Annotated in this window: 14 protein-coding genes; 12 read left to right on the forward strand and 2 right to left on the reverse strand. The window is 53.0% G+C overall.

The window, feature by feature from the left end; all coding sequences use genetic code 11:
* The first annotated feature begins 78 nt into the window (after window positions 1–78).
* Window positions 79–918 (forward strand): hypothetical protein, encoded by an 840-nt coding sequence (locus HG66A1_RS05975; protein WP_145181296.1) that lies wholly within the window; start codon window positions 79–81, stop codon window positions 916–918.
* Window positions 919–945: 27 nt separating this feature from the next.
* Here HG66A1_RS05975 and HG66A1_RS05980 read toward each other — a convergent pair whose 3' ends face one another.
* Window positions 946–2,577 carry a sulfatase gene (locus HG66A1_RS05980; RefSeq protein WP_145181297.1) on the reverse strand — a complete coding sequence of 544 codons (1,632 nt, stop codon included), beginning with the start codon at window positions 2,575–2,577 and terminating at the stop codon, window positions 946–948.
* A gap of 414 nt (window positions 2,578–2,991) precedes the next feature.
* Here HG66A1_RS05980 and HG66A1_RS05985 point away from each other — a divergent pair, with 414 nt between their 5' ends.
* The 5 genes from HG66A1_RS05985 (at window position 2,992) to HG66A1_RS06005 (ending at window position 8,440) form a co-directional block, all read left to right on the forward strand.
* Window positions 2,992–3,453, forward strand: a complete 462-nt coding sequence (locus HG66A1_RS05985; RefSeq protein WP_145181298.1) for a tetratricopeptide repeat protein — start codon at window positions 2,992–2,994, stop codon at window positions 3,451–3,453.
* Window positions 3,454–3,906: 453 nt separating this feature from the next.
* Window positions 3,907–5,088 carry a DUF6655 family protein gene (locus tag HG66A1_RS05990; protein ID WP_315851632.1) on the forward strand — a complete coding sequence of 394 codons (1,182 nt, stop codon included), beginning with the start codon at window positions 3,907–3,909 and terminating at the stop codon, window positions 5,086–5,088.
* A 417-nt stretch (window positions 5,089–5,505) separates the two neighbouring features.
* Window positions 5,506–6,027, forward strand: a complete 522-nt coding sequence (locus HG66A1_RS05995) for a hypothetical protein (RefSeq protein ID WP_145181300.1) — start codon at window positions 5,506–5,508, stop codon at window positions 6,025–6,027.
* A gap of 171 nt (window positions 6,028–6,198) precedes the next feature.
* Window positions 6,199–7,665, forward strand: a complete 1,467-nt coding sequence (locus HG66A1_RS06000) for a sulfatase (protein ID WP_145181301.1) — start codon at window positions 6,199–6,201, stop codon at window positions 7,663–7,665.
* Between the two features lie 109 nt (window positions 7,666–7,774).
* Entirely contained in the window at window positions 7,775–8,440 is a 666-nt protein-coding gene (locus tag HG66A1_RS06005; protein ID WP_145181302.1) for a DUF1080 domain-containing protein, read from the forward strand.
* A gap of 86 nt (window positions 8,441–8,526) precedes the next feature.
* Here the strand turns inward: HG66A1_RS06005 and HG66A1_RS06010 are convergent, their stop codons facing one another.
* The gene (locus HG66A1_RS06010) at window positions 8,527–10,281 is read right to left on the reverse strand and encodes a proline--tRNA ligase (protein ID WP_145181303.1); all 1,755 of its coding nucleotides are present in this window, start codon (window positions 10,279–10,281) and stop codon (window positions 8,527–8,529) included.
* A gap of 382 nt (window positions 10,282–10,663) precedes the next feature.
* Here HG66A1_RS06010 and HG66A1_RS06015 point away from each other — a divergent pair, with 382 nt between their 5' ends.
* The 6 genes from HG66A1_RS06015 to gcvT all read left to right on the forward strand — a co-directional run bounded on the left by HG66A1_RS06015 (window position 10,664) and on the right by gcvT (window position 19,069).
* Window positions 10,664–11,635, forward strand: a complete 972-nt coding sequence (locus tag HG66A1_RS06015; protein ID WP_145181304.1) for a 3'-5' exoribonuclease YhaM family protein — start codon at window positions 10,664–10,666, stop codon at window positions 11,633–11,635.
* A gap of 4 nt (window positions 11,636–11,639) precedes the next feature.
* The gene (rnr, locus tag HG66A1_RS06020; protein ID WP_145181305.1) at window positions 11,640–13,937 is read left to right on the forward strand and encodes a ribonuclease R; all 2,298 of its coding nucleotides are present in this window, start codon (window positions 11,640–11,642) and stop codon (window positions 13,935–13,937) included.
* 310 nt (window positions 13,938–14,247) lie between these two features.
* Window positions 14,248–14,991 (forward strand): succinate dehydrogenase cytochrome b subunit, encoded by a 744-nt coding sequence (locus HG66A1_RS06025; protein ID WP_145181306.1) that lies wholly within the window; start codon window positions 14,248–14,250, stop codon window positions 14,989–14,991.
* Window positions 14,992–15,068: 77 nt separating this feature from the next.
* Window positions 15,069–17,000, forward strand: a complete 1,932-nt coding sequence (locus HG66A1_RS06030; RefSeq protein ID WP_145181307.1) for a fumarate reductase/succinate dehydrogenase flavoprotein subunit — start codon at window positions 15,069–15,071, stop codon at window positions 16,998–17,000.
* Window positions 17,000–17,761, forward strand: a complete 762-nt coding sequence (locus HG66A1_RS06035; protein ID WP_145181308.1) for a succinate dehydrogenase/fumarate reductase iron-sulfur subunit — start codon at window positions 17,000–17,002, stop codon at window positions 17,759–17,761. Before HG66A1_RS06030 ends, HG66A1_RS06035 begins: the two co-directional genes overlap by 1 nt.
* A 210-nt stretch (window positions 17,762–17,971) precedes the next feature.
* Window positions 17,972–19,069 (forward strand): glycine cleavage system aminomethyltransferase GcvT, encoded by a 1,098-nt coding sequence (gene gcvT / locus HG66A1_RS06040; protein WP_145181309.1) that lies wholly within the window; start codon window positions 17,972–17,974, stop codon window positions 19,067–19,069.
* The last annotated feature ends 10 nt before the right edge of the window (window positions 19,070–19,079 follow it).

Here is a 19,079-nt window from a genome sequence, read left to right on the forward strand (position 1 = left end):
TGGTGCAGGAATTACAGTTGAACTGACTCCTATAATCCGAGAACTCACTCAGCATTTCAAAGTGTTCAGACCAGATAAATGAATCCACTATTCGAGGAAGAATTTCGATTTAATCAAGCCAGCCGTCCCAGCTGGGAGTCGAGCCAGCAGCATCGAAATACCGTAACCCGTTACCTGAAACAACTGTCCTCTGTACAGGGGGATCGGCTGTGTGTGCTGGGGGCGGGGAACTGCAATGATCTCGATCTTAACCAGTTGTTGCAGGTCTACGACGAAATTCATCTGGTCGACCTGGATCAGAGTGCACTGGAGTATGCACTGGAAGCCCAGAACCTCTCAGAAGAGTCAGCGGTTTTCTGTCATACAGGTGATCTGACCGGAGTCGGTGAGCAACTTGCGGAATTGTCCCGGAAAGAGGACACGTCACAATCTCTGCTGGATGAAGTCCTGAAAGAACTGTCGGGATCGAATCCGCTGGAATTGCCCGGTCCGTTTGATGTGGTCTGTTCCACCTGCATTTTGAGCCAACTGGTGCTGCAGGTCATTCATGCGGTCGGGGAGACCGATCCCCGGTTCGAGGAATTAATGCAGGCTGTCCGCGCACAGCATTATCGCACGATAGTGGATCTGATTACTCCGGGGGGCAGCGGCTTGATCGTGAGTGATTTTGTTTCATCAGAGTCGGCTGCTGATCTGAAACAGGTTCCCGACTTTCAGTTTACGCAGTACCTTTCGCAGCTGCTTTCGTCGCGTAATTTTTTCCACGGTGTGCATCCCGGAATCCTGCTCGCACAATTGCAGGGTAAGTCGCCCCTGGCGAGACAGGTCTGCAACCTGGAAATGTTGCCACCCTGGCGCTGGGATCTGGGCATGCGACAATACGCGGTGGCCGGGATCCGCTTTGAGCGGATTCCCTAAGCCTGACCGCTGTTGGGGTAATGCCGCTTACTGCTTCTGCTTCTTCGGTGCCCGTTTCTTCTGAGGCGTGCCGCTGTTCCGCGGTTTCTGATACAGAGACGGGGGATCCTTCTGGACCGAACCGGTGTCATCGGGAACCTGATACTGCTGCTGGAGACTTTTGAGTTCAGCTTTCAGCTCTTTAACAATGGGGGCATAGGCGGGATCATCGTAAACGCTGTGCATTTCCTGGGGATCCTTTTCCAGGTCATAGAGTTCCCATTCACCCAGGTTATAGAAGTGAATCAGCTTGTAGCGTTTTGTACGGACCCCGTTGTGCCGACGAACCATGTGGGCGGAACGGCGGTCGTTGTAGAACTCGTAGTAGTGGTAATACAGGCTTTTGCGCCATGCAGTTTCTTCGCCTTTGAAGAGGGGGACCAGACTGACTCCCTGCATGTCGGAGGGGATGGGGGCTCCGGCGATATTCAGGAAGGTTTCTGCAAAGTCGAGGTTGGAGACGAGGTCTGTGTTGACACTACCCGGTTTGATGACGCCCGGCCAGCGGGCCAGTAATGGCATACGGTAGGATTCTTCATACATGAACCGCTTGTCGAACCAGCCGTGATCGCCGAGATAGAACCCCTGGTCTGAGGAATACATGACGACGGTGTTTTCAGCCAGTCCGGACTTTTCCAGATAGTCGAGCATGCGGCCCACGTTATCATCGACGGAGGCGACGCAGCGAAGATAGTCTTTCATATAACGCTGATATTTCCAGCGGACCAGATCTTTGCCTTTAAGTCTGGCTTTGCGAAAGGCCTCGTTTTTCGGTTCATAAGCGGCGTTCCAGACCTTCAGTTGTTCTGGGGTCAGATTTTTGGGAGGGGTGAGTTTCAGGTCGAAATCGGTCATCGTCTTAGCGATGGTCATGTCCTGTTGTCTGGCTGCGGTACCGCGACCTTCGTAGTTGTCAAACAGATTTTCCGGTTCGGGAATGGTGACGTCGTCGTACATGTGCAGGTGTTTGGGACCGGGCTGCCAGTTGCGGTGCGGAGCCTTGTGCTGGAACATCAGCATGAAAGGCTTGTTGGGATCTCGCTGGTTCTTGAGGTAGTCGAGTGCCAGGTCCGTGATGATGTCAGTGGTGTAGCCTTCGTGTTTAACACGCTCCCCATTGCGAATCATGGGAGGATTGTAGTAGGGCCCCTGGCCGATCAGGATCTCGGAGTAATCGAAGCCGGTGGGATCGGAGGCGAGGTGCCATTTCCCGACGATGGCGGTCTGGTAACCCTGCTTGCGGAGCAGCTTCGGGAAGGTCTGTTGCGAACCGTCGAATTTGTTGCCGTTCTGTTTGAACCCGTTGAGATGGCTATGTTTTCCGGTGAGGATCACAGCACGGCTGGGACCACAGATACTGTTGGTGCAGAAGCAGTTATCAAACCGCATGCCTTCGCGGGCAATCCGGTCGAGGTTGGGAGTGTCGTTGACCTTGGAGCCGTAGCAGCTCATCGCGTGTGAGGCGTGATCGTCAGTAAAAATGAACAGAATGTTGGGGCGCTGTTTGGAAGCTGCAGCGAGTTTCTGCAGACCGTGCCCCGTGAGCAGTAACTGGCTCAAACAGAAAGCGGCGAGCAGAGTGAATGAGAAACGGAAAGGGTGTTCTAAGCTCGGCTGCATCGGGTTCGTCCTCAAGCTGGTGTAGGAATGATTGTGCATGCAAATCGTATCTGAGTTTCTGGATTGATTTCTATCATGCAGTTTAGGGAGAGGAAGTGCAAGTTTTCACATCTTCTGAGGGAGCATCGAATACGAGATATCAATTTCTGATGATGTATAAATTACAGTGTTTTTCAGAGTAGAAAGTGCAGAAACATCGGTCCTTCGTATACGAAGTGAAAAATCTTCAGCCTGAAAACTGTTGTCTGAGCGGGAGATAGGAGAATTGCAATCCTAAGGGATCGTCTTTGGTATGGGGCTTGCATTTGAACTTTCTCATCGTGATTTGTGTCTCAGAGGATTGAGGCCTGTTAAGAAACTGACTGCAGCCGGGCAATGGATTGCTTGCCCCACCGGTTAAAAAAGGAATTGATCATGTTAGAAAACGTTTCTCCCAAAGTTGTACACAAACTGATGGCCGCTGAAGGATACCTGGAACTGGGAATGCCGATTCAGGCTCTGGAAGCACTCTCGACGGTTGAAGAGGCCGGCCCCCTGGAAGCGATGCGACTGTTTCTGATTGGCGAATCGTATCTGCGTCAGGAACGCTACCACGAAGCGATCGAGCCACTGCATCAGGCTGCCCGCCTGTTTCCCGTAATGGAAAGTCGAAAGGCCTGGAGTTCCCTGAGTGAATGCTTTCGACTGGGGGGCTATCACGAGCTGGCGGAAGTCGCACTGCTGACTGCTGAGGCGGTCGAGGAAATCGAATCCTCGTGCGAAGTCCTGCGGGCTCCGCGCGAAGAATTTCCGCGTTGGGAATGGATGCAGGTCTCTTCCCGGATGAGCGGATCGGTGGGGAGTAACTGGCGTGATCTGCCCCGAATTCCCCGCTGATTTGCTGAGAAAAACTCAGAAAATATTTCTGAGTGTCAGATTTAGAATCTTTGTAAGTGATTGTGTTAGAATGAATTATGTGATTTGAACGAATTGCAGAATCATATTTGAGTTTCGCGATGTGTCAGCTATACTGCCGCTCCCAGGCGGGTTTCTTAATCACTCTCAATTAAGGTCGCCCGCTGACTGATACCGGGCTTTTGGTCGGTTCTACAACCGATGGGCTCTGTATCTCCTCCTGGTCTTGATTCCGTCCTGGAATTGGCCTGCATTTCCCACATTACAATTTAGTATACCTGACTTTGTTTTTTCATGTGCGCATGAAGGAACAGAGATTGCGTACTGATGTGCCTTTCACACAGTCTTCCGGGCTACTGTCTCTCGGTGTTGACCGAACTGCCAGTGGAAACCGTGTGGATCTACTCTGTGCTGAACTCACGATCGCTGAAACTCATGTTTGATAAAATTCGGTTCTTCAACAACAGGATTTCGATCTGGTTGCTGGTGCTGCTGCTCCCGTGTTTATGTGGGTGCGGTAAGATGATCAGCAACAGCGCGACCGAACAGCTGCTGACATCTGATGCAGTTGATCAGACGATTTCACATCTCGACTTCAGCACGCTTTCGAACAAAAAAGTCTTCTTTGATACCTCTTATATCAAGAATATCAAAGGGGTTGGGTTCGTGAATGGCGACTATATCATCAGCTCTCTCAGACAGCAGATTGTGGCTGCGAACTGTCTGATTCAGGAAAAGAAGGAAGACGCGGATTACATTATTGAAGCCCGCGTGGGAACCCTGGCCACGAACGGCCATGAAGTGAATTATGGGATTCCAGCCAGTAACATGCTTTCCTCAGCTGCTTCTCTGGTCCCGACGGCTCCTGCGATTCCGACGATACCGGAAATCTCGCTGGCAAAAAAGAACAATCAGATCGCGGCTGCGAAAATCAGTGTGTTTGCCTATAACCAGAAGACGAAGGAGCGTGTCTGGCAGTCTGGTGTGCTGCAGGCGAAGAGCACGGCCCGTGATACCTGGATTCTGGGAGCAGGACCATTCCAACGAGGATCGATCTATAAAGATGGAGCTCAGTTTGCGGGGGCCAGGATTGAAATCCCCATTGGCTCGGGTGATGAGTTCAGTAATGATAGCACGGTGGATTATCTGGAGCCTGCGAAGTTCGTTGAGACTTCAGAAACCGCTAACGAAATTCCTGCTGAAATCAAGGACCGTAAAGTAAAGACGCTGGCCGAGTGGATCCAGGAAGAGTCGACGGAAAAAAACAAGCCGAAAGAAAAGCCACAGAGCAAACAGGACGCGACAGCCAAGCCGAAGCAAGAGGCCCCTGCAGAGGCAGAGAAACAGGGCGGGAAGCAGGTCACCAAGGCTGAGCCTGCACCAACGGTCAGTGAGAAACAACAAGTCGCGCTGGAGCCGGAAAAGTTTAAAACCGTGCTCTTCCTGAAACCAGAAGAAGCAAACGGCCATAAAGACTGGTTGCAGGGCGACACCTCACGCCTCTCCACTGTCTGGCCGAACAGCCCTCAGGCAGAGTCCGATGCTGCCTCTCCGAAAACGGAAGCTGAAGAAAAACAGGATTTAGAACAAATGTTTCGGAAAATTCCTGCTGAATAGTTATCCGTTTTTACGTAGTAGGTACATAAGCCTGGCAAAGGGCAGCAGAGGGGACTGATTTCGATTCCCATCCCGGAAGTGAACCGGTTTCGTTTCTCGCTTGTCTTAAGAAAAGCCTTGTGGTTGTGCAGTTTTGATTCGATCTGCCACCAGATTGATACCTGAGCGACCGCCAAATTGGCACTGTCCATGCCGATTGCAAGGCTGCCATGTTGTGTTAAGTGACAGTTATTTATGAGTTTAGGGATTGCTTTTGTTGCAGGGAGGCAGATTTGGCACATTCTATGCAATAAAATTAAACCAACAGACTCGTCGAGACGTTTCAAAATGATGGGAGACGGTAAGCGGGTCGAGAGGTTTTAATTTCCCCTGAAATTCAACCAGCGTCTTCACCTGCTGATGGTGATATGGGAGGTAATGATGATGATTCCTCGAATTCCTCAAAAAACAGTTCGCAGACTGATTGCTGCAGAGGGGTACCTGGAACTGGGCATGCCCCATCAGGCACTCAGAGAATTGGATAAAGTGACTGATCCAGGATCCCTGACGGCGTCCTTCTCTTTCCTGCGAGGGGAATCTTTAAAACGGATCGGTCGTTTCTCGGAGGCGATCAAACCGTTACAGTACGCGGCAGATTTGCTGCCGATCCCGCACAGTCAACTTCCCTGGAAATCACTGGGAGCCTGTTATCGGGAAAGTGGCCAGAGTGATCTGGCGGAAACAGCCGAGCAGACGGCGGATGAAATCGCCTCGGAAGCGAATATCCATCTGCGTTTTGAACCACTGGGATCGCAATACAATCCCGTCGTCCACCATGAAGTGCATCTCACCATCAACTTTGAACCGATGCCTGACGAAGAACAGGCCCAGTCAGACGAAGATATTCTGCTCGAAAATGAAGAGACTGAAGACTTCGGAATTGACCCTGAAATCGAATGAAGCTGATTTACTAACCTTTGTTTATGAAATGACTTGCTGAGAATCTTCTCCGTAGAATTACCACCTCAAGATTGTGAAGTCCGACCTGTTGTAGTACCGTAGAGTCTGCGGTCTGGTGACAGGTCGTTTTTTATTGATCCTGCAATCTTTCTCAACGAGGTGACGTGCCCGATGCATGTTCTGATACGTTCTCGAAACGGGCTGCTCTGCCTGTTTACATTCTGTCAGCTCTCCCTGCTGTGTGTCTCTGTTTCCCCGGCTGCTGAGACGCGTCCGAATATCGTGATGATCCTGGCAGACGATGTCTCCTGGAATGATCTGGGCTGTTATGGTCATCCCTCGATCCGTACTCCTAATCTAGATCGGCTGGCCAAAGAAGGTCTGCGTTTTGATAACGCTTATCTCACCATCAGCAGTTGCAGCCCCAGTCGCTGCAGTGTGATCACCAGTCGTTATCCACATAATACAGGTGCCCCGGAACTGCATACGCCACTGCCGGAAGGACAGGTATTATTTCCCCAGTTACTGCGCGATGCCGGCTATTACACGGTGATCTCCGGCAAACAGCATATGGGCCCGTACGCGTTGACCTCCTTTGATCATGTCTCCAAGGGAAAAGGACCGGGACGCGAAGAAGACTGGGTACCGATTCTCAAAAAACGGCCTAAGGATCAGCCCTTCTTCTGCTGGTTCTCTTCCACCGATGCACACCGTGCCTGGCAGAAATCCAAACAGACTCAGCCGCATCAGCCTGAGGATGTAGTTGTGCCTCCGTATCTGATTGACAGTCCGGAAACGCGGAAAGACCTCGCCCAGTATTACGATGAGATCAGCCGTTTGGATTACTTCACCGGTCAGATTCTGGATGAACTGGATGCCCAGGGAATCGCGGACAATACGCTGGTGTTGTTCTTCGCTGATAACGGACGTCCCTTTCCCCGTTGTAAAACCAGACTCTACGATAGTGGTATCAAAACGCCGATGATGGTTCGCTGGCCCAAAGTCATTTCGCCGGGAACCGTGACGAACAGCCTGGTCAGTACAATTGACCTCGGGCCGACTTTTCTGCAGGTTGCGGGCGTCAAAGCGGATCCACGGATGCAGGGTGTCAGCTTTGAGAATCTGTTTACCGATCCGAAGGCGAAGGTCCGTGACTACGCATTTGCCGAACACAACTGGCACGTTTTCAAAGCCCACGAACGTATGGTTCGTACCGGCGACTGGCTCTATATCAGAAACGCGTTGCCGGGGCAGCGCAATCTGTGCGTGGAATCAATCGACTTCCCCTCGGGCGAAGCATTATGGGAACGTTATGAAGCTGGCAAGTTGAACAAACATCAGAAGGATGTGTTTCTCAAGCCTCGTCCACGGGAAGAGTTATACAAGGTCAGCAAAGACCCTCACCAGTTTGAGAATCTGGCAGACAAGCCTGAATATGCGAGCGAACTGGCTCGTCTCCGCACAGTGCTGGATCAGTGGGCTGAGCAGACCGGGGATACGATTCCCGACAATCCGACTCCAGACCGGAACCAGCGCCCCGGGGAACCGAAGCCGGGTGAGTTTGAACATCGTGAGATGCCCGGCGATGCCCGTGACGCGCAAAAGGTCAATCAGCCCGGTCCTGTATTGGCAGACTGATCTCAGACGCGATGATGATTTCAATCCTGTCGGCACGGCTGGTGCCGACGATTAAATAACCCGCTATTAATCAATTGACAACTTTGAGACTTTATTTTGGAGAGAAAGTATGAAACGCAATCAAGTATGGGGCTTAACCCTGGCGTTCCTGGCAAGCCTCTGTCTGGCAGGTTCTGTGCAGGCTGGAGAAACTGGCTGGGTCGAGCTGTTCAACGGCAAGAATCTCGAAGGCTGGACACAGCATAACGGAACGGCGACCTATAAGGTTGAAGATGGGACGATCGTAGGAACGACCTCTGAAGGCAGCCCCAACTCGTTCATGTGCACCAAAAAGAACTACGGCGATTTCGAACTGGAGTTCGAAGTCAAGGTGGCAGATGAACTGAACTCGGGTTGTCAGATTCGCAGCCAGCAGAAGGACGGTGATGGTCGCGTGAATGGTCCCCAGGTTGAGATCGAAGCCAGCGGTAAGAACGGAGCCGAAGCCGGTTATGTGTATGGTGAAGCTACCGGTCGGGGCTGGTTAACTCCCGAGGATCGTCTGAAGCCACATAAAAACATGAAAGATGGCGAGTGGAACAAGTTTCGGATCGTTGCCAAAGGTCCTCGGATCCAGACCTGGATCAATGGTAAGCAGATCGAAGATCTGACGGACGAAGCGATCTATAAGACGCATCCCACAGGCTTCATCGGCCTGCAGGTACACGGCATCAAGAAGGGGACCGGTCCTTATTCGGTTGCCTGGAAAAACATTCGGATCAAAGAACTCGACTAGTTCTGAAGACCGAAACTGAAATAAAAACAGGCCGGCAGGATAGATCTCCTGTCGGCCTGTTTTGTTTTGCGAGTACTGAATTCGTTCTATTCAGGTACGTTTGCGGCTTTATATTCTTCCGCTTTGCGGGCAGCGAGAGCATCCAGAATGGGGGTGATGCCCGCATCGAGGGCGATCATTTCTGCATCATCTGCGGTCCGCCATTTGGTTTCGATTTCGCCGTTCTTGAGTCCCTTGCCGCCGATGACGACGCGATAAGGAATCCCAATCAGGTCGGCGTCATTGAATTTGACACCTGGCCGGGCGTTACGGTCGTCAAAGAGGACGTCGACGCCGGCTGCTTTGAGCTCTTCATAGTAGCGCTCCGCGGTCTGCATGACTTCGTCATCCTTGATATTCAACGGAATGACAAGCACCTCGTAGGGAGCAATTGAAAGCGGCCAGATCAGGCCTTTGTCATCATGCTTTGTCTCAGCGAGGCCGGCGATGATGCGGTTTATCCCGATGCCGTAGCAACCCATAATAATCGGATGCCGTTTCTCTTTCTCATCCAGAAAGTCGGCGTCGAGGGCTTCCGTGTATTTGGTGCCCAGTTTGAAGACGTGACCGACTTCGATGCCATGCACGATCGCCAGAGGTTCCCCACTTTTGGGGCAGGGATCGCCGGCGGCAGCGTTACGCAGGTCGTAGGTGGTTTCCAGTTCGTAATCCCGGCCCACGTTCACATTCACCAAATGGGCGTCGGCTTCGTTCGCACCAGTGATGGCATTCGCGATCAGGGGGATGTCATGGTCGGCGATGATCTTGCATTTGATTCCCACAGGACCGGCGAAACCGGTGGGGGCACCTGTGACTTCCCGGATGGTCTTGTCATCAGCCAGTTCGACAGTGGTCGCACCCAGGGCACGGCGAATCTTGCCTTCGTTGGCTTCATGGTCGCCGCGAATCAGGACAGCCACTGGTTCGTCATCAGCCTGGTAGATCAGCGTTTTGATCATCTGTGAGGGTTCACAGCTCAGCATCTGGCTGACCTGCTCAATGCTGGTTGCCCCAGGAGTGGCCTGTTTTTCCATAGTCCCGGCATCAGCGGAGGTTTTGATTTCAGGGGTGGGACGACCGGTGTCGGCCCGTTCCATGTTGGCTGCGTATCCAGAGGCTTCGCAGTAAACGATCGAGTCCTCGCCGTTTTCGGCGGGGATCATGAATTCGTGCGAGGCATCGCCGCCGATGGGGCCACTTTCTGCTTCTACGGGCAGATACTTCAGACCACAGCGGGCAAAGATGCGGCAGTAAGCGCGGTACATGCGGTCGTAGATTTCATCCAGCTGCTCTACGGAAGAGCTGAAGCTGTAGGCGTCTTTCATCAGGAACTCACTGGTTCGCAGCACGCCGAAGCGGGGGCGTTCTTCGTTGCGGAACTTGGTTTGAATCTGATAAACGGTCAGCGGCAGCTGTTTGTAACTGCTGATACAGTGGCTGATCAGGTCGGTGACGACCTCTTCGTGTGTGGGCCCAAGTGCCATGGGGATCTGACGGTTTCCACGAGGGACGTTGAACTGGATCAGTACGGAGCCAAATGCGTCTTTCCGCTGAGTGCGTTCAAACAGACCCAGGGGTTGCAGAGCGGGCATGTGGAGTTCTGCCGCGCCGGCGGCGTCCATCTCTTCTCGCACAATCTGAGCTGCTTTCTGGATCGATTTCCAGCCCAGGGGGAGGTAGGTATAAGCGCCTGCCATCAACTGTCGGATCAGTCCGGCGCGAAGCATCAGCTGATGGCTGGGAATTTCCGCATCGGAGGGGACTTCTTTAATCGTGGGGATCAGCGTATTTGACCAGCGCACTTGAATTCCTTAAGTGATTGAGGAGTAGGTGTTTATGTTACTAGTGGATCGGCCGGAAGGAGTCTCGCTTTTTCAGCCGACTGATGGCCGCGTATTCTAGCAGAACGGGTTCAACTCCAAAAGGTTCGCCTTGGTGGGGGACAAAAATATTCGGGTGAGATAAATGCCTGTCGGACAATGGCTTGTCGAAACAGGGAATTCAGATCGGGCTGACTGGGGCTGTTCTTAACAATCGGAGAGCAAATAGGAGAGAGTTTCAGATCAGACAGGTGTCGGACTTGTTGAGCAGGATGGATCGGCTTAAGATCGTTCTATTGTGTTTCTTAGCGAAACTGAAGATCGACCGCTGCGTTTGAATTGAGATTCTGAAAGCCGATTCGAGATGTCTCGACAAAATATAAATCAACTGAAGGACGGGGATACTGTAAACGAGGTTTATCTGTTAGTTGACAAGCAGTTACGAGCGAATCGGAATGCAAGTCTGTTTCTGTCTGCTGATCTGAGAGATGCGTCGGGTGTCGTCAATGCGCGGATGTGGAATGTAGTCGAAGATCGGATGCTGCATTTTCAATCGGGCAACTACGTTCAGGTGAAAGGCAAAGTGCATCTCTTTCAGGGCGCATTGCAGATCATTCTGACCTACATCGAACCGGTCTCCGCGGAGAATCTGGACCCGGCTGAGTTTCAACCCCAGGCGTCACATGATGTGCAGGCACTGCTGGCGCGGTTACGTGAGATGCTGCTGGGAATTGAAAATAACGAGGTCCGCACTCTGATGGAGTGCTTCCTGGTTGATGAATCGCTGATGGAAGAGTTCTGTCGGGCTCCGGCCGGTGTGAAGACGCATCATGCCTACCATGGCGGGTTGATCGAGCATGTGGTCAACCTGATGGAGACCGCGCATCGGATCGCGGATCTGTATCCCAAAGCGGATATGAGTCTACTGCTGGCTGGTGTGTTCCTGCACGATATCGGCAAGGTCCGCGAACTGGGCTACGAGAACGAATTTATCTATACCGACGAAGGCCAACTGCTGGGGCACCTGATTATTGGCGTAGAAATGCTGACAGAGAAGATTCGCGCTTACCAGGAAATGACGGGAGAATCCTTCCCCAAGGAAGCGGAATTACGGCTGAAACACATGATTGTAAGCCATCATGGCACGTATGAATTTGGCAGCCCCCGCCTGCCGATGACTCCGGAAGCAGTCGCCCTGCATCATCTGGATAACCTGGATGCGAAAGTCAATGAGTTCGCGCGGTTCATTGACGATGATCTTAATTCGACATCCAGCTGGACTCCCTATTCGCCTCGCCTGCAGCGAAAGCTGTTTAAGGGAATGACTGAGGACTGAGTGAATGCCCGATTTTGAGAAGAAGATTCTCGAGTACGTAGCCCGCCCCGGTTACACACCGATTCGGGAAAAAGCGCTGCTGAAAAAAGTGGGAGGCTCCAAGTCAACTTCTTCTGAATTCGAGCAGGCCATGCAGAGTCTCCAGTCCCGCAAAGAGATTCTCGTGTCCGATTCGGGGCTGATTCGCCCCGTGAAAAAAGAGGGTTGGATTGCCGGGATTATCAAGAAAATCAATTCCGGGGCCGGGTATCTGATTCCCCATCACAAGCCGGATGACATTGCCCACGACCAGCGTCATGCCGGCGATCTGTATATTTCCGAGCGGGATATGGGGGATGCCCAGACCGGCGATGAAGTTTATGCCACCGTGATCAATCGCCGCCGCAGCGGAGGCCAGATCTGCGGTCGCGTCGTGGAGATCATCGAGCGGGCTTCGACGACATTTGTCGGCACTTACTTCGAAACACAGGGTGAAGGTTATGTGCATGTGGACGGCAAGATATTCAACTCGCCGATTCATGTGGGCGATCCGGGGGCGAAAGGTGTCGAACCCGAAGATAAGGTCGTCATCGACATTCTGCATTTCCCTTCAAAGAGCTACCTGGGACAGGGAGTGATTTCCAAAGTCCTGGGGCCACACGGGAAGCCAGGCGTTGATCTGCTGTCCATAGTCTACGAGTTCGGTATCCCGATGGACTTTCCGGAGGAGGTCCTGGAAGCAGCTCGAGAGCAGGCGAGCCTGTTTGATGAGACAAAACTGGGGAATCGCCGCGACCTGACCAACGAGACGATCGTGACGATTGACCCTGCGGATGCCCGGGACTTCGATGATGCAATTTCGCTGACTCAGAACGAGCGCGGGCACTGGGTGCTGGGCGTGCATATTGCCGATGTGGCGCACTTTGTTAAAGAGGGTTCTGTACTGGACCGTGAGGCCCGACGGCGGGGGACCAGTGTGTATCTGCCCGGCCAGGTGATTCCGATGCTGCCTGAGATCATTTCAAATGGTCTGGCCAGTCTGCAGCAGGATCAGGTGCGTTTCACCAAATCTGCGTTTATCGAATTTACGTCGGATGGCGTGCCGGTCCATACCGAGTTCGTCAATTCCGCGATTCGGGTCAAGAAGCGGTTCGCCTACGAGCAGGTGCTGCCCATCATTCAGGAACGTGACGAGGAAGGGGACCGGATACCCCGGGACGTCCGCGAGCTGCTGAAAAACATGCATCATCTGGCAATGATGCTGCGAAAACGTCGCTTTGCTGCCGGTGCACTGGAGTTGCACCTCTCCGAAGTGCGGCTCACCTTTGACGACAAACATCGTGTGAGTGGTGCCGTTGAACGCGAGCATGACGAAAGCCACCAGATCATCGAAGAATTCATGCTGGCAGCGAATATTGCGGTCGCGGAAGGACTCAATGACCGGGGACTGCGGTTTCTGCGTCGCGTGCATCCGTCGCCTGACTACCAGCGGCAAGTGGAATTCGCCGAGTTTGTCAGCGCACTGGGTTATACGCTCAAAAAGGCCCAGAGTCGTAAGGATCTGCAGCGTCTGATCGAGCAGGTGCATGGAACCGCTGTCGAACAGGCCATCAATTATTCCATGTTACGCAGTCTCAAGCAGGCAGAATATACGGATGAAGAGCTTGGGCACTACGCTCTGGCCGTTGAGCATTACTGCCACTTCACCAGCCCGATTCGGCGGTACCCTGACCTGACAATTCATCGCATGATCGATGAAATTCTGGAGCGTCCCGACAAAGGGAAAGGGCAGAGCCCCCAGGGGCTGCGTCAACTGGGCCACGACCTCTCCTTACGTGAGCGTCGTGCCGAGTCGGCAGAACGGGAGCTGACTAAAGTCAAACTGCTGACCTGGATGGTTGAAAATAAAATCAACACGCTGAAAACCATGATCACGGGAGTGGAATCGTTCGGGTTGTTCTGCCGGGGTGTGGATGTGCCTGTGGAAGGACTGTTACACATCAGCCGACTGGGCAAAAACGATTACTTTCACCAGGATCCAGCCAAATTCAGTATCGTCGGGGAGCGGACAGGTCAGGAGTTCCGTATTGGTGATTTCCTGGAGGTGGAAGTCGAAAAGATCGATCTGGATCGTCGAGAGCTGGATTTTCGAATGCCCCGAGCGGAGAAGTCAGGTAAATCGAAGTCAAAATCAGATAATGGTAATTCGAAGCAGTCAGGTAAAAAGCCGACTCGGGCCTCTTCCAAGGGGAAGGGGGCTGTGAAAAAGAAGAAGAACCGGCCGGGGAAGTCACCGCGGAGCAAAAAGAAGAAACGCAAGTAAGCTGAGTGCCTTTGGGAAGTGTCTGCAGGGTACGGATGTTTTACTTGAAACCGGGTAAGCTGGAGCTAAAAACAATTATGCAGAGCGGAAATTTGCAAAAGGACTTCAGTTTATAATTCTGTGAAGATTGATGTACGAAGGCGAAGAAATATAATAACTTAAGCTCTATAACGAATATGCATCTTTCAGCATCGGCAGATTCAATCAGGTCAGACTGAGTGACCGCCACGCTGGCTGCTTTGTTTATAGATTTCACTATCACAATATTATTCACGGGATCTCAAGCAGATCACCGGGTGAGTGCTTGATTATGGTGACGAAATTGGCTGAGAAACAGCAATCCTCTCCGTCAGCAGGCGGAAAATCAGCGACGAAGTGGATTATGACCCTGCTTTCCTCTTCCATTGGCCAGAAGTTCGTGATGGGCATCACGGGCCTTCTCTTGTGCGGCTTCCTGGTTGTGCATCTGGCGGGGAACCTGCTCGTGTATGTCGGCGCAGACGCCTACAACAACTACGCAAAAGAGCTGCACAGCATGATGCTGCTGCCTGTAGCGGAGACGGGACTGTTCCTGCTGCTGTTCGCTCACATTGCACTGGCATTCAAGCTGACCAGCGATAACCGCAAGGCACGCCAGATCACTTATCATGAGAAGCAGAGCAAGATTCAGGAGCCACCTTCCATTTTCGGACGTACTCCGATGGGGCGGACCAGTTCCTGGATGTTCATTTCGGGATCCATAATTCTGATCTTCCTGATCATGCATATGATCGACATGAAACTGCATCTGAACCCAACGGTCGACTACAAAGACCAGTCACCCTTTGGCATCATCGTGCAGGTTCTGGGCAGTGGTTTGAGTGCCCCGATTTACATTGTGGGAACGCTTGTCCTCGGATTTCACCTGTCCCATGGTTTCTGGAGTGCGTTCCAGTCCCTGGGACTGAATCATCCCAAATACACGCCCCTGATCAAGAAACTGGCAATTCTATTTGCGATCGTCATTGCAGCTGGTTTTGTCAGTCTGCCACTCTGGGGCTTTTTTATCCGCTAACCTTCCGCCAGTCATTTGCGTCGGTTTAGCACCATCCTATAGATAGTTTCACACGTTCCGTTTTGAAGGTAGATATCATGGCCGAGTCGGCTACGACGGTTTTGAATTCTCGAGTTCCTGAAGGTCCCATGGCCGAAAAATGGGATCGTTGTAAACAGGAGATGAAGCTGGTTAACCCGGCGAATAAACGGAAGAAAAAGATCATTGTGGTGGGAACCGGTCTGGCAGGGGCCTCTGCTGCTGCCTCGCTGGCTGAACTGGGCTACCAGGTACAATCCTTCTGTTTTCAGGACTCTCCCCGTCGGGCTCACAGTATTGCCGCCCAGGGGGGGATTAACGCTGCCAAGAACTATCCGAATGACGGCGACAGCGTCTGGCGTCTGTTCTACGATACCGTGAAGGGGGGCGACTTCCGGAGCCGTGAAGCGAACGTGCATCGTCTGGCCCAGGTTAGTAACAACATTATCGACCAGTGTGCTGCCCAGGGCGTGCCTTTCGCCCGTGATTACGGCGGGTTGCTGGCCAACCGGTCCTTCGGTGGGGCCCAGGTATCCCGTACTTTTTATGCCCGCGGGCAGACCGGACAGCAGTTGCTGCTGGGGGCTTACAGCGCTTTGATGCGGCAGGTGGGGACCGGACGTGTCAAGCTGTTCCCGCGGCGTGAAATGCTGGACCTGGTTGTGGTCGACGGCGTGGCCCGGGGGATTATCGTTCGTAATCTGATTACCGGTGAGTTCGAAACCTATTCCGCCGATTGTGTGCTGCTGGCAACCGGCGGTTACGGAAATGCCTTCTACCTTTCGACCAACGCGAAGGGGTCGAATGTGACCGCCGCCTGGCGGTGTCATAAACGGGGAGCGTTCTTTGCGAATCCCTGTTACACACAGATCCACCCGACATGTATCCCCGTGAGTGGCGATTACCAGTCTAAGCTGACTTTGATGAGTGAAAGTCTGCGAAACGACGGCCGGGTCTGGGTTCCCAAATCAGCCGATGATAAACGTCGCGGTAATGAAATTCCTGATGAAGAACGGGACTATTACCTGGAACGACGTTATCCCGCCTTCGGTAACCTGGTGCCTCGTGACGTGGCATCTCGTGCGGCTAAGGAACGCTGCGATGCCGGTTACGGTGTCGGTTCGACCGGTCAGGCAGTCTTCCTGGATTTCCGGGATGCGATTATCCGCGATGGAAGACACGTCATCGAAACGAAGTACGGCAACCTGTTCCATATGTATCAGAAGATTACCGGCGAAAACCCTTACGAAGTGCCGATGCGGATTTATCCCGCTGTGCACTATACGATGGGGGGGCTGTGGGTGGACTATCATCTGCAGAGTACGATTCCCGGTCTGTTCGTGCTGGGCGAAGCAAACTTCTCGGACCATGGTGCCAACCGGCTGGGGGCGTCCGCTTTGATGCAGGGACTGGCAGACGGTTACTTCGTCGCTCCTTACACAACGGGTCACTTCCTGGCTTCGAACAGTCTGCCTGAGGTTTCAACCGAGGATGAGGCGTTCAAGGCTGCATTGGCCAATGCCCAGGACAGAAACTCAAAGATTCTGGGAGTCAACGGAACGCGTTCGTCCGACAGCATCCATCGCGAACTGGGGCACATCCTCTGGGAATACTGTGGTATGTCCCGCGAACGCCAGGGGCTGGAAACAGCCATGGGCAAGATTCGCGATCTGCGGGATGAGTTCTGGTCGAGCGTGAAAGTGCTGGGCGAAGGCGAGCAGTTGAATCAGAACCTGGAACACGCTGGTCGTCTGGCAGACTTCCTGGAATTTGGTGAGTTGATGGTGCGAGATGCCCTCGTGCGGGAAGAATCCTGCGGTGGTCACTTCCGCGAAGAACATCAGACTCCCGAAAACGAAGCGTTACGTGACGATGAGAATTTCTGTCACGTGGCTGCCTGGGAATTCACCGGGGTCGGCAATGAGCCGGTCGAACACCGAGAACAATTAGAATTTACTGAAGTACCTCTGGCTACGAGGAGTTATAAATAATGAGCGAGACTCTGGATCTGACGCTCAGAATCTGGCGCCAGCCTGGCCCCGATGCCGTCGGGCGTTACGTCGATTACAAACTTACCGACATCTCCACGCATATGTCCTTCCTGGAAATGCTGGACGTGTTGAATGAGCAATTGCTGCAGCAGGGCGAAGAGATGGTTGCCTTTGACCATGACTGTCGCGAAGGGATCTGCGGGATGTGTAGCCTGATGATCAACGGACAGGCACATGGTCCGGATTCAGGCACAACTACCTGTCAGTTGCATATGCGGCGGTTCAAGAATGGCGACACGATCGTGATTGAACCCTGGCGATCGCAGGCGTTTCCTGTGATTCGCGACCTGGTCGTCGATCGCAGTGCTTTTGACCGGATCATCGAAAAGGGGGGCTTTATCTCGGTCAATACCGGGAATGCTCCCGATGCGAACAATATTCCCGTTCCCCTGCCGGTCCAGGAGACAGCCATGGATGCGGCAGCCTGTATTGGCTGTGGTGCCTGTGTGGCCGCCTGTAAGAATGCTTCAGCCATGCTGTTTGTTTCTGCGAAGGTGTCACATCTGTCGACACTGCCTCAGGGGGCTCCCGAGCGTGCGAGTCGTGTGCAGAACATGGTCGCCCAGATGGACGAAGAAGGCTTTGGAAACTGTACGAATACGGAAGAGTGTTCGGCTGCGTGTCCCGCAGAGATTTCGGTCTCTAACATTGCCCGTCTGAACCGCGAATACCTGCGTGCAAAGCTGTGTGCGAAAGACTAAGCACACGACGTAATGATCTTTTACAGAGCGAGGGGACCTGCGGGACCCTCGCTTTTTTTATAGGGGTTCGGCAGTTGGTTTTGATTAAATTAGGATTTTTAAGATTCGCGGAGTCTGTTGATTGCGAGATAGTCCGGGAAGTTCCACAATAGTCGACAGCGCCTGAATTCCCCTTTATCAGTCCTCATTTTAAAGTCAGAAGAGAGAGCTGTGTCTGAATCTTTACTCACTACTGCCTGCCACCAGTGGCACGTTGATCATGGCGGCCGAATGGTCGATTTCGCCGGCTGGGAAATGCCTCTGCTGTATACGAATATCACCGATGAGCATCACGCGGTACGCCAGGCGGCAGGTTTGTTTGACATCGCCCACATGGGGCGGCTCTTTTTCAGTGGTCCGGATGCATGCCGCTTCCTGGATCATCTGCTGACGAATAACGTCGAATCACTCAAGCCGGGACAGATCCGCTACTCACTGGTGACTAATGAATCCGGGGGGATCCTGGATGACGTACTGGTCTATCGATTTTCCGATTTCTATCTGCTGGTGGTGAATGCATCCAATCGCCTGAAAATCGTTGACTGGATCGAACAGCAGCGGGAAGGCTTCGATGTGCAGATCGATGACATGACCTGCGAGAAGTTCATGCTGGCCCTGCAGGGACCTGCTTCACTGGGAATTCTGAATCCACTGGCTGAGGCAGAGCTGAGCGAAATCAAATATTATTACGGCGTGGAAACCAAAGTGCTGGGCGTGGATGCTCTCGTGAGTCGGACCGGATATACCGGGGAAGACGGCTTCGAGGTCGTCGTTGATCAGGCTGAAGGTCTGGCACTCTGGGAGCGACTGATGGCCGACGGTCAGAGTGCAGGACTGGTTCCTGCCGGGCTGGGATGCCGCGATACGCTCCGTCTGGAAGCCGCTATGCCCCTGTATGGGCACGAACTGGACGAAGAGACCGATCCCTTTACAGCGGGACTCAACTTCGCTGTGAAGCTGCAGGCGGCTGATTTCGTAGGTAAAGAGGCATTGATCGCCGCCAAGGCTCGTGAAGATCGTAAAGTACGCATTGGTTTCACCCTGGAGGGGAAACGGGCGGCACGCGAAGGTGCAGAGCTGTACGATGGCGATCAGAAGGTGGGCGTCGTGACGTCTGGGTCCTTCTCACCGACGCTGGATCTGCCGCTGGGCATGGCATATGTCGAAGCCGCTTATGCAGAGCCGGGGCAGGTGCTGGAAGCGGATATTCGCGGTAAGCGATTTCCGGTAAAAGTGACCGCTTTGCCATTCTACAAACGCGACACTTAGAGAATCACAG

This window comes from Gimesia chilikensis (genome assembly GCF_007744075.1).
Lineage (GTDB): Bacteria > Planctomycetota > Planctomycetia > Planctomycetales > Planctomycetaceae > Gimesia > Gimesia chilikensis_A.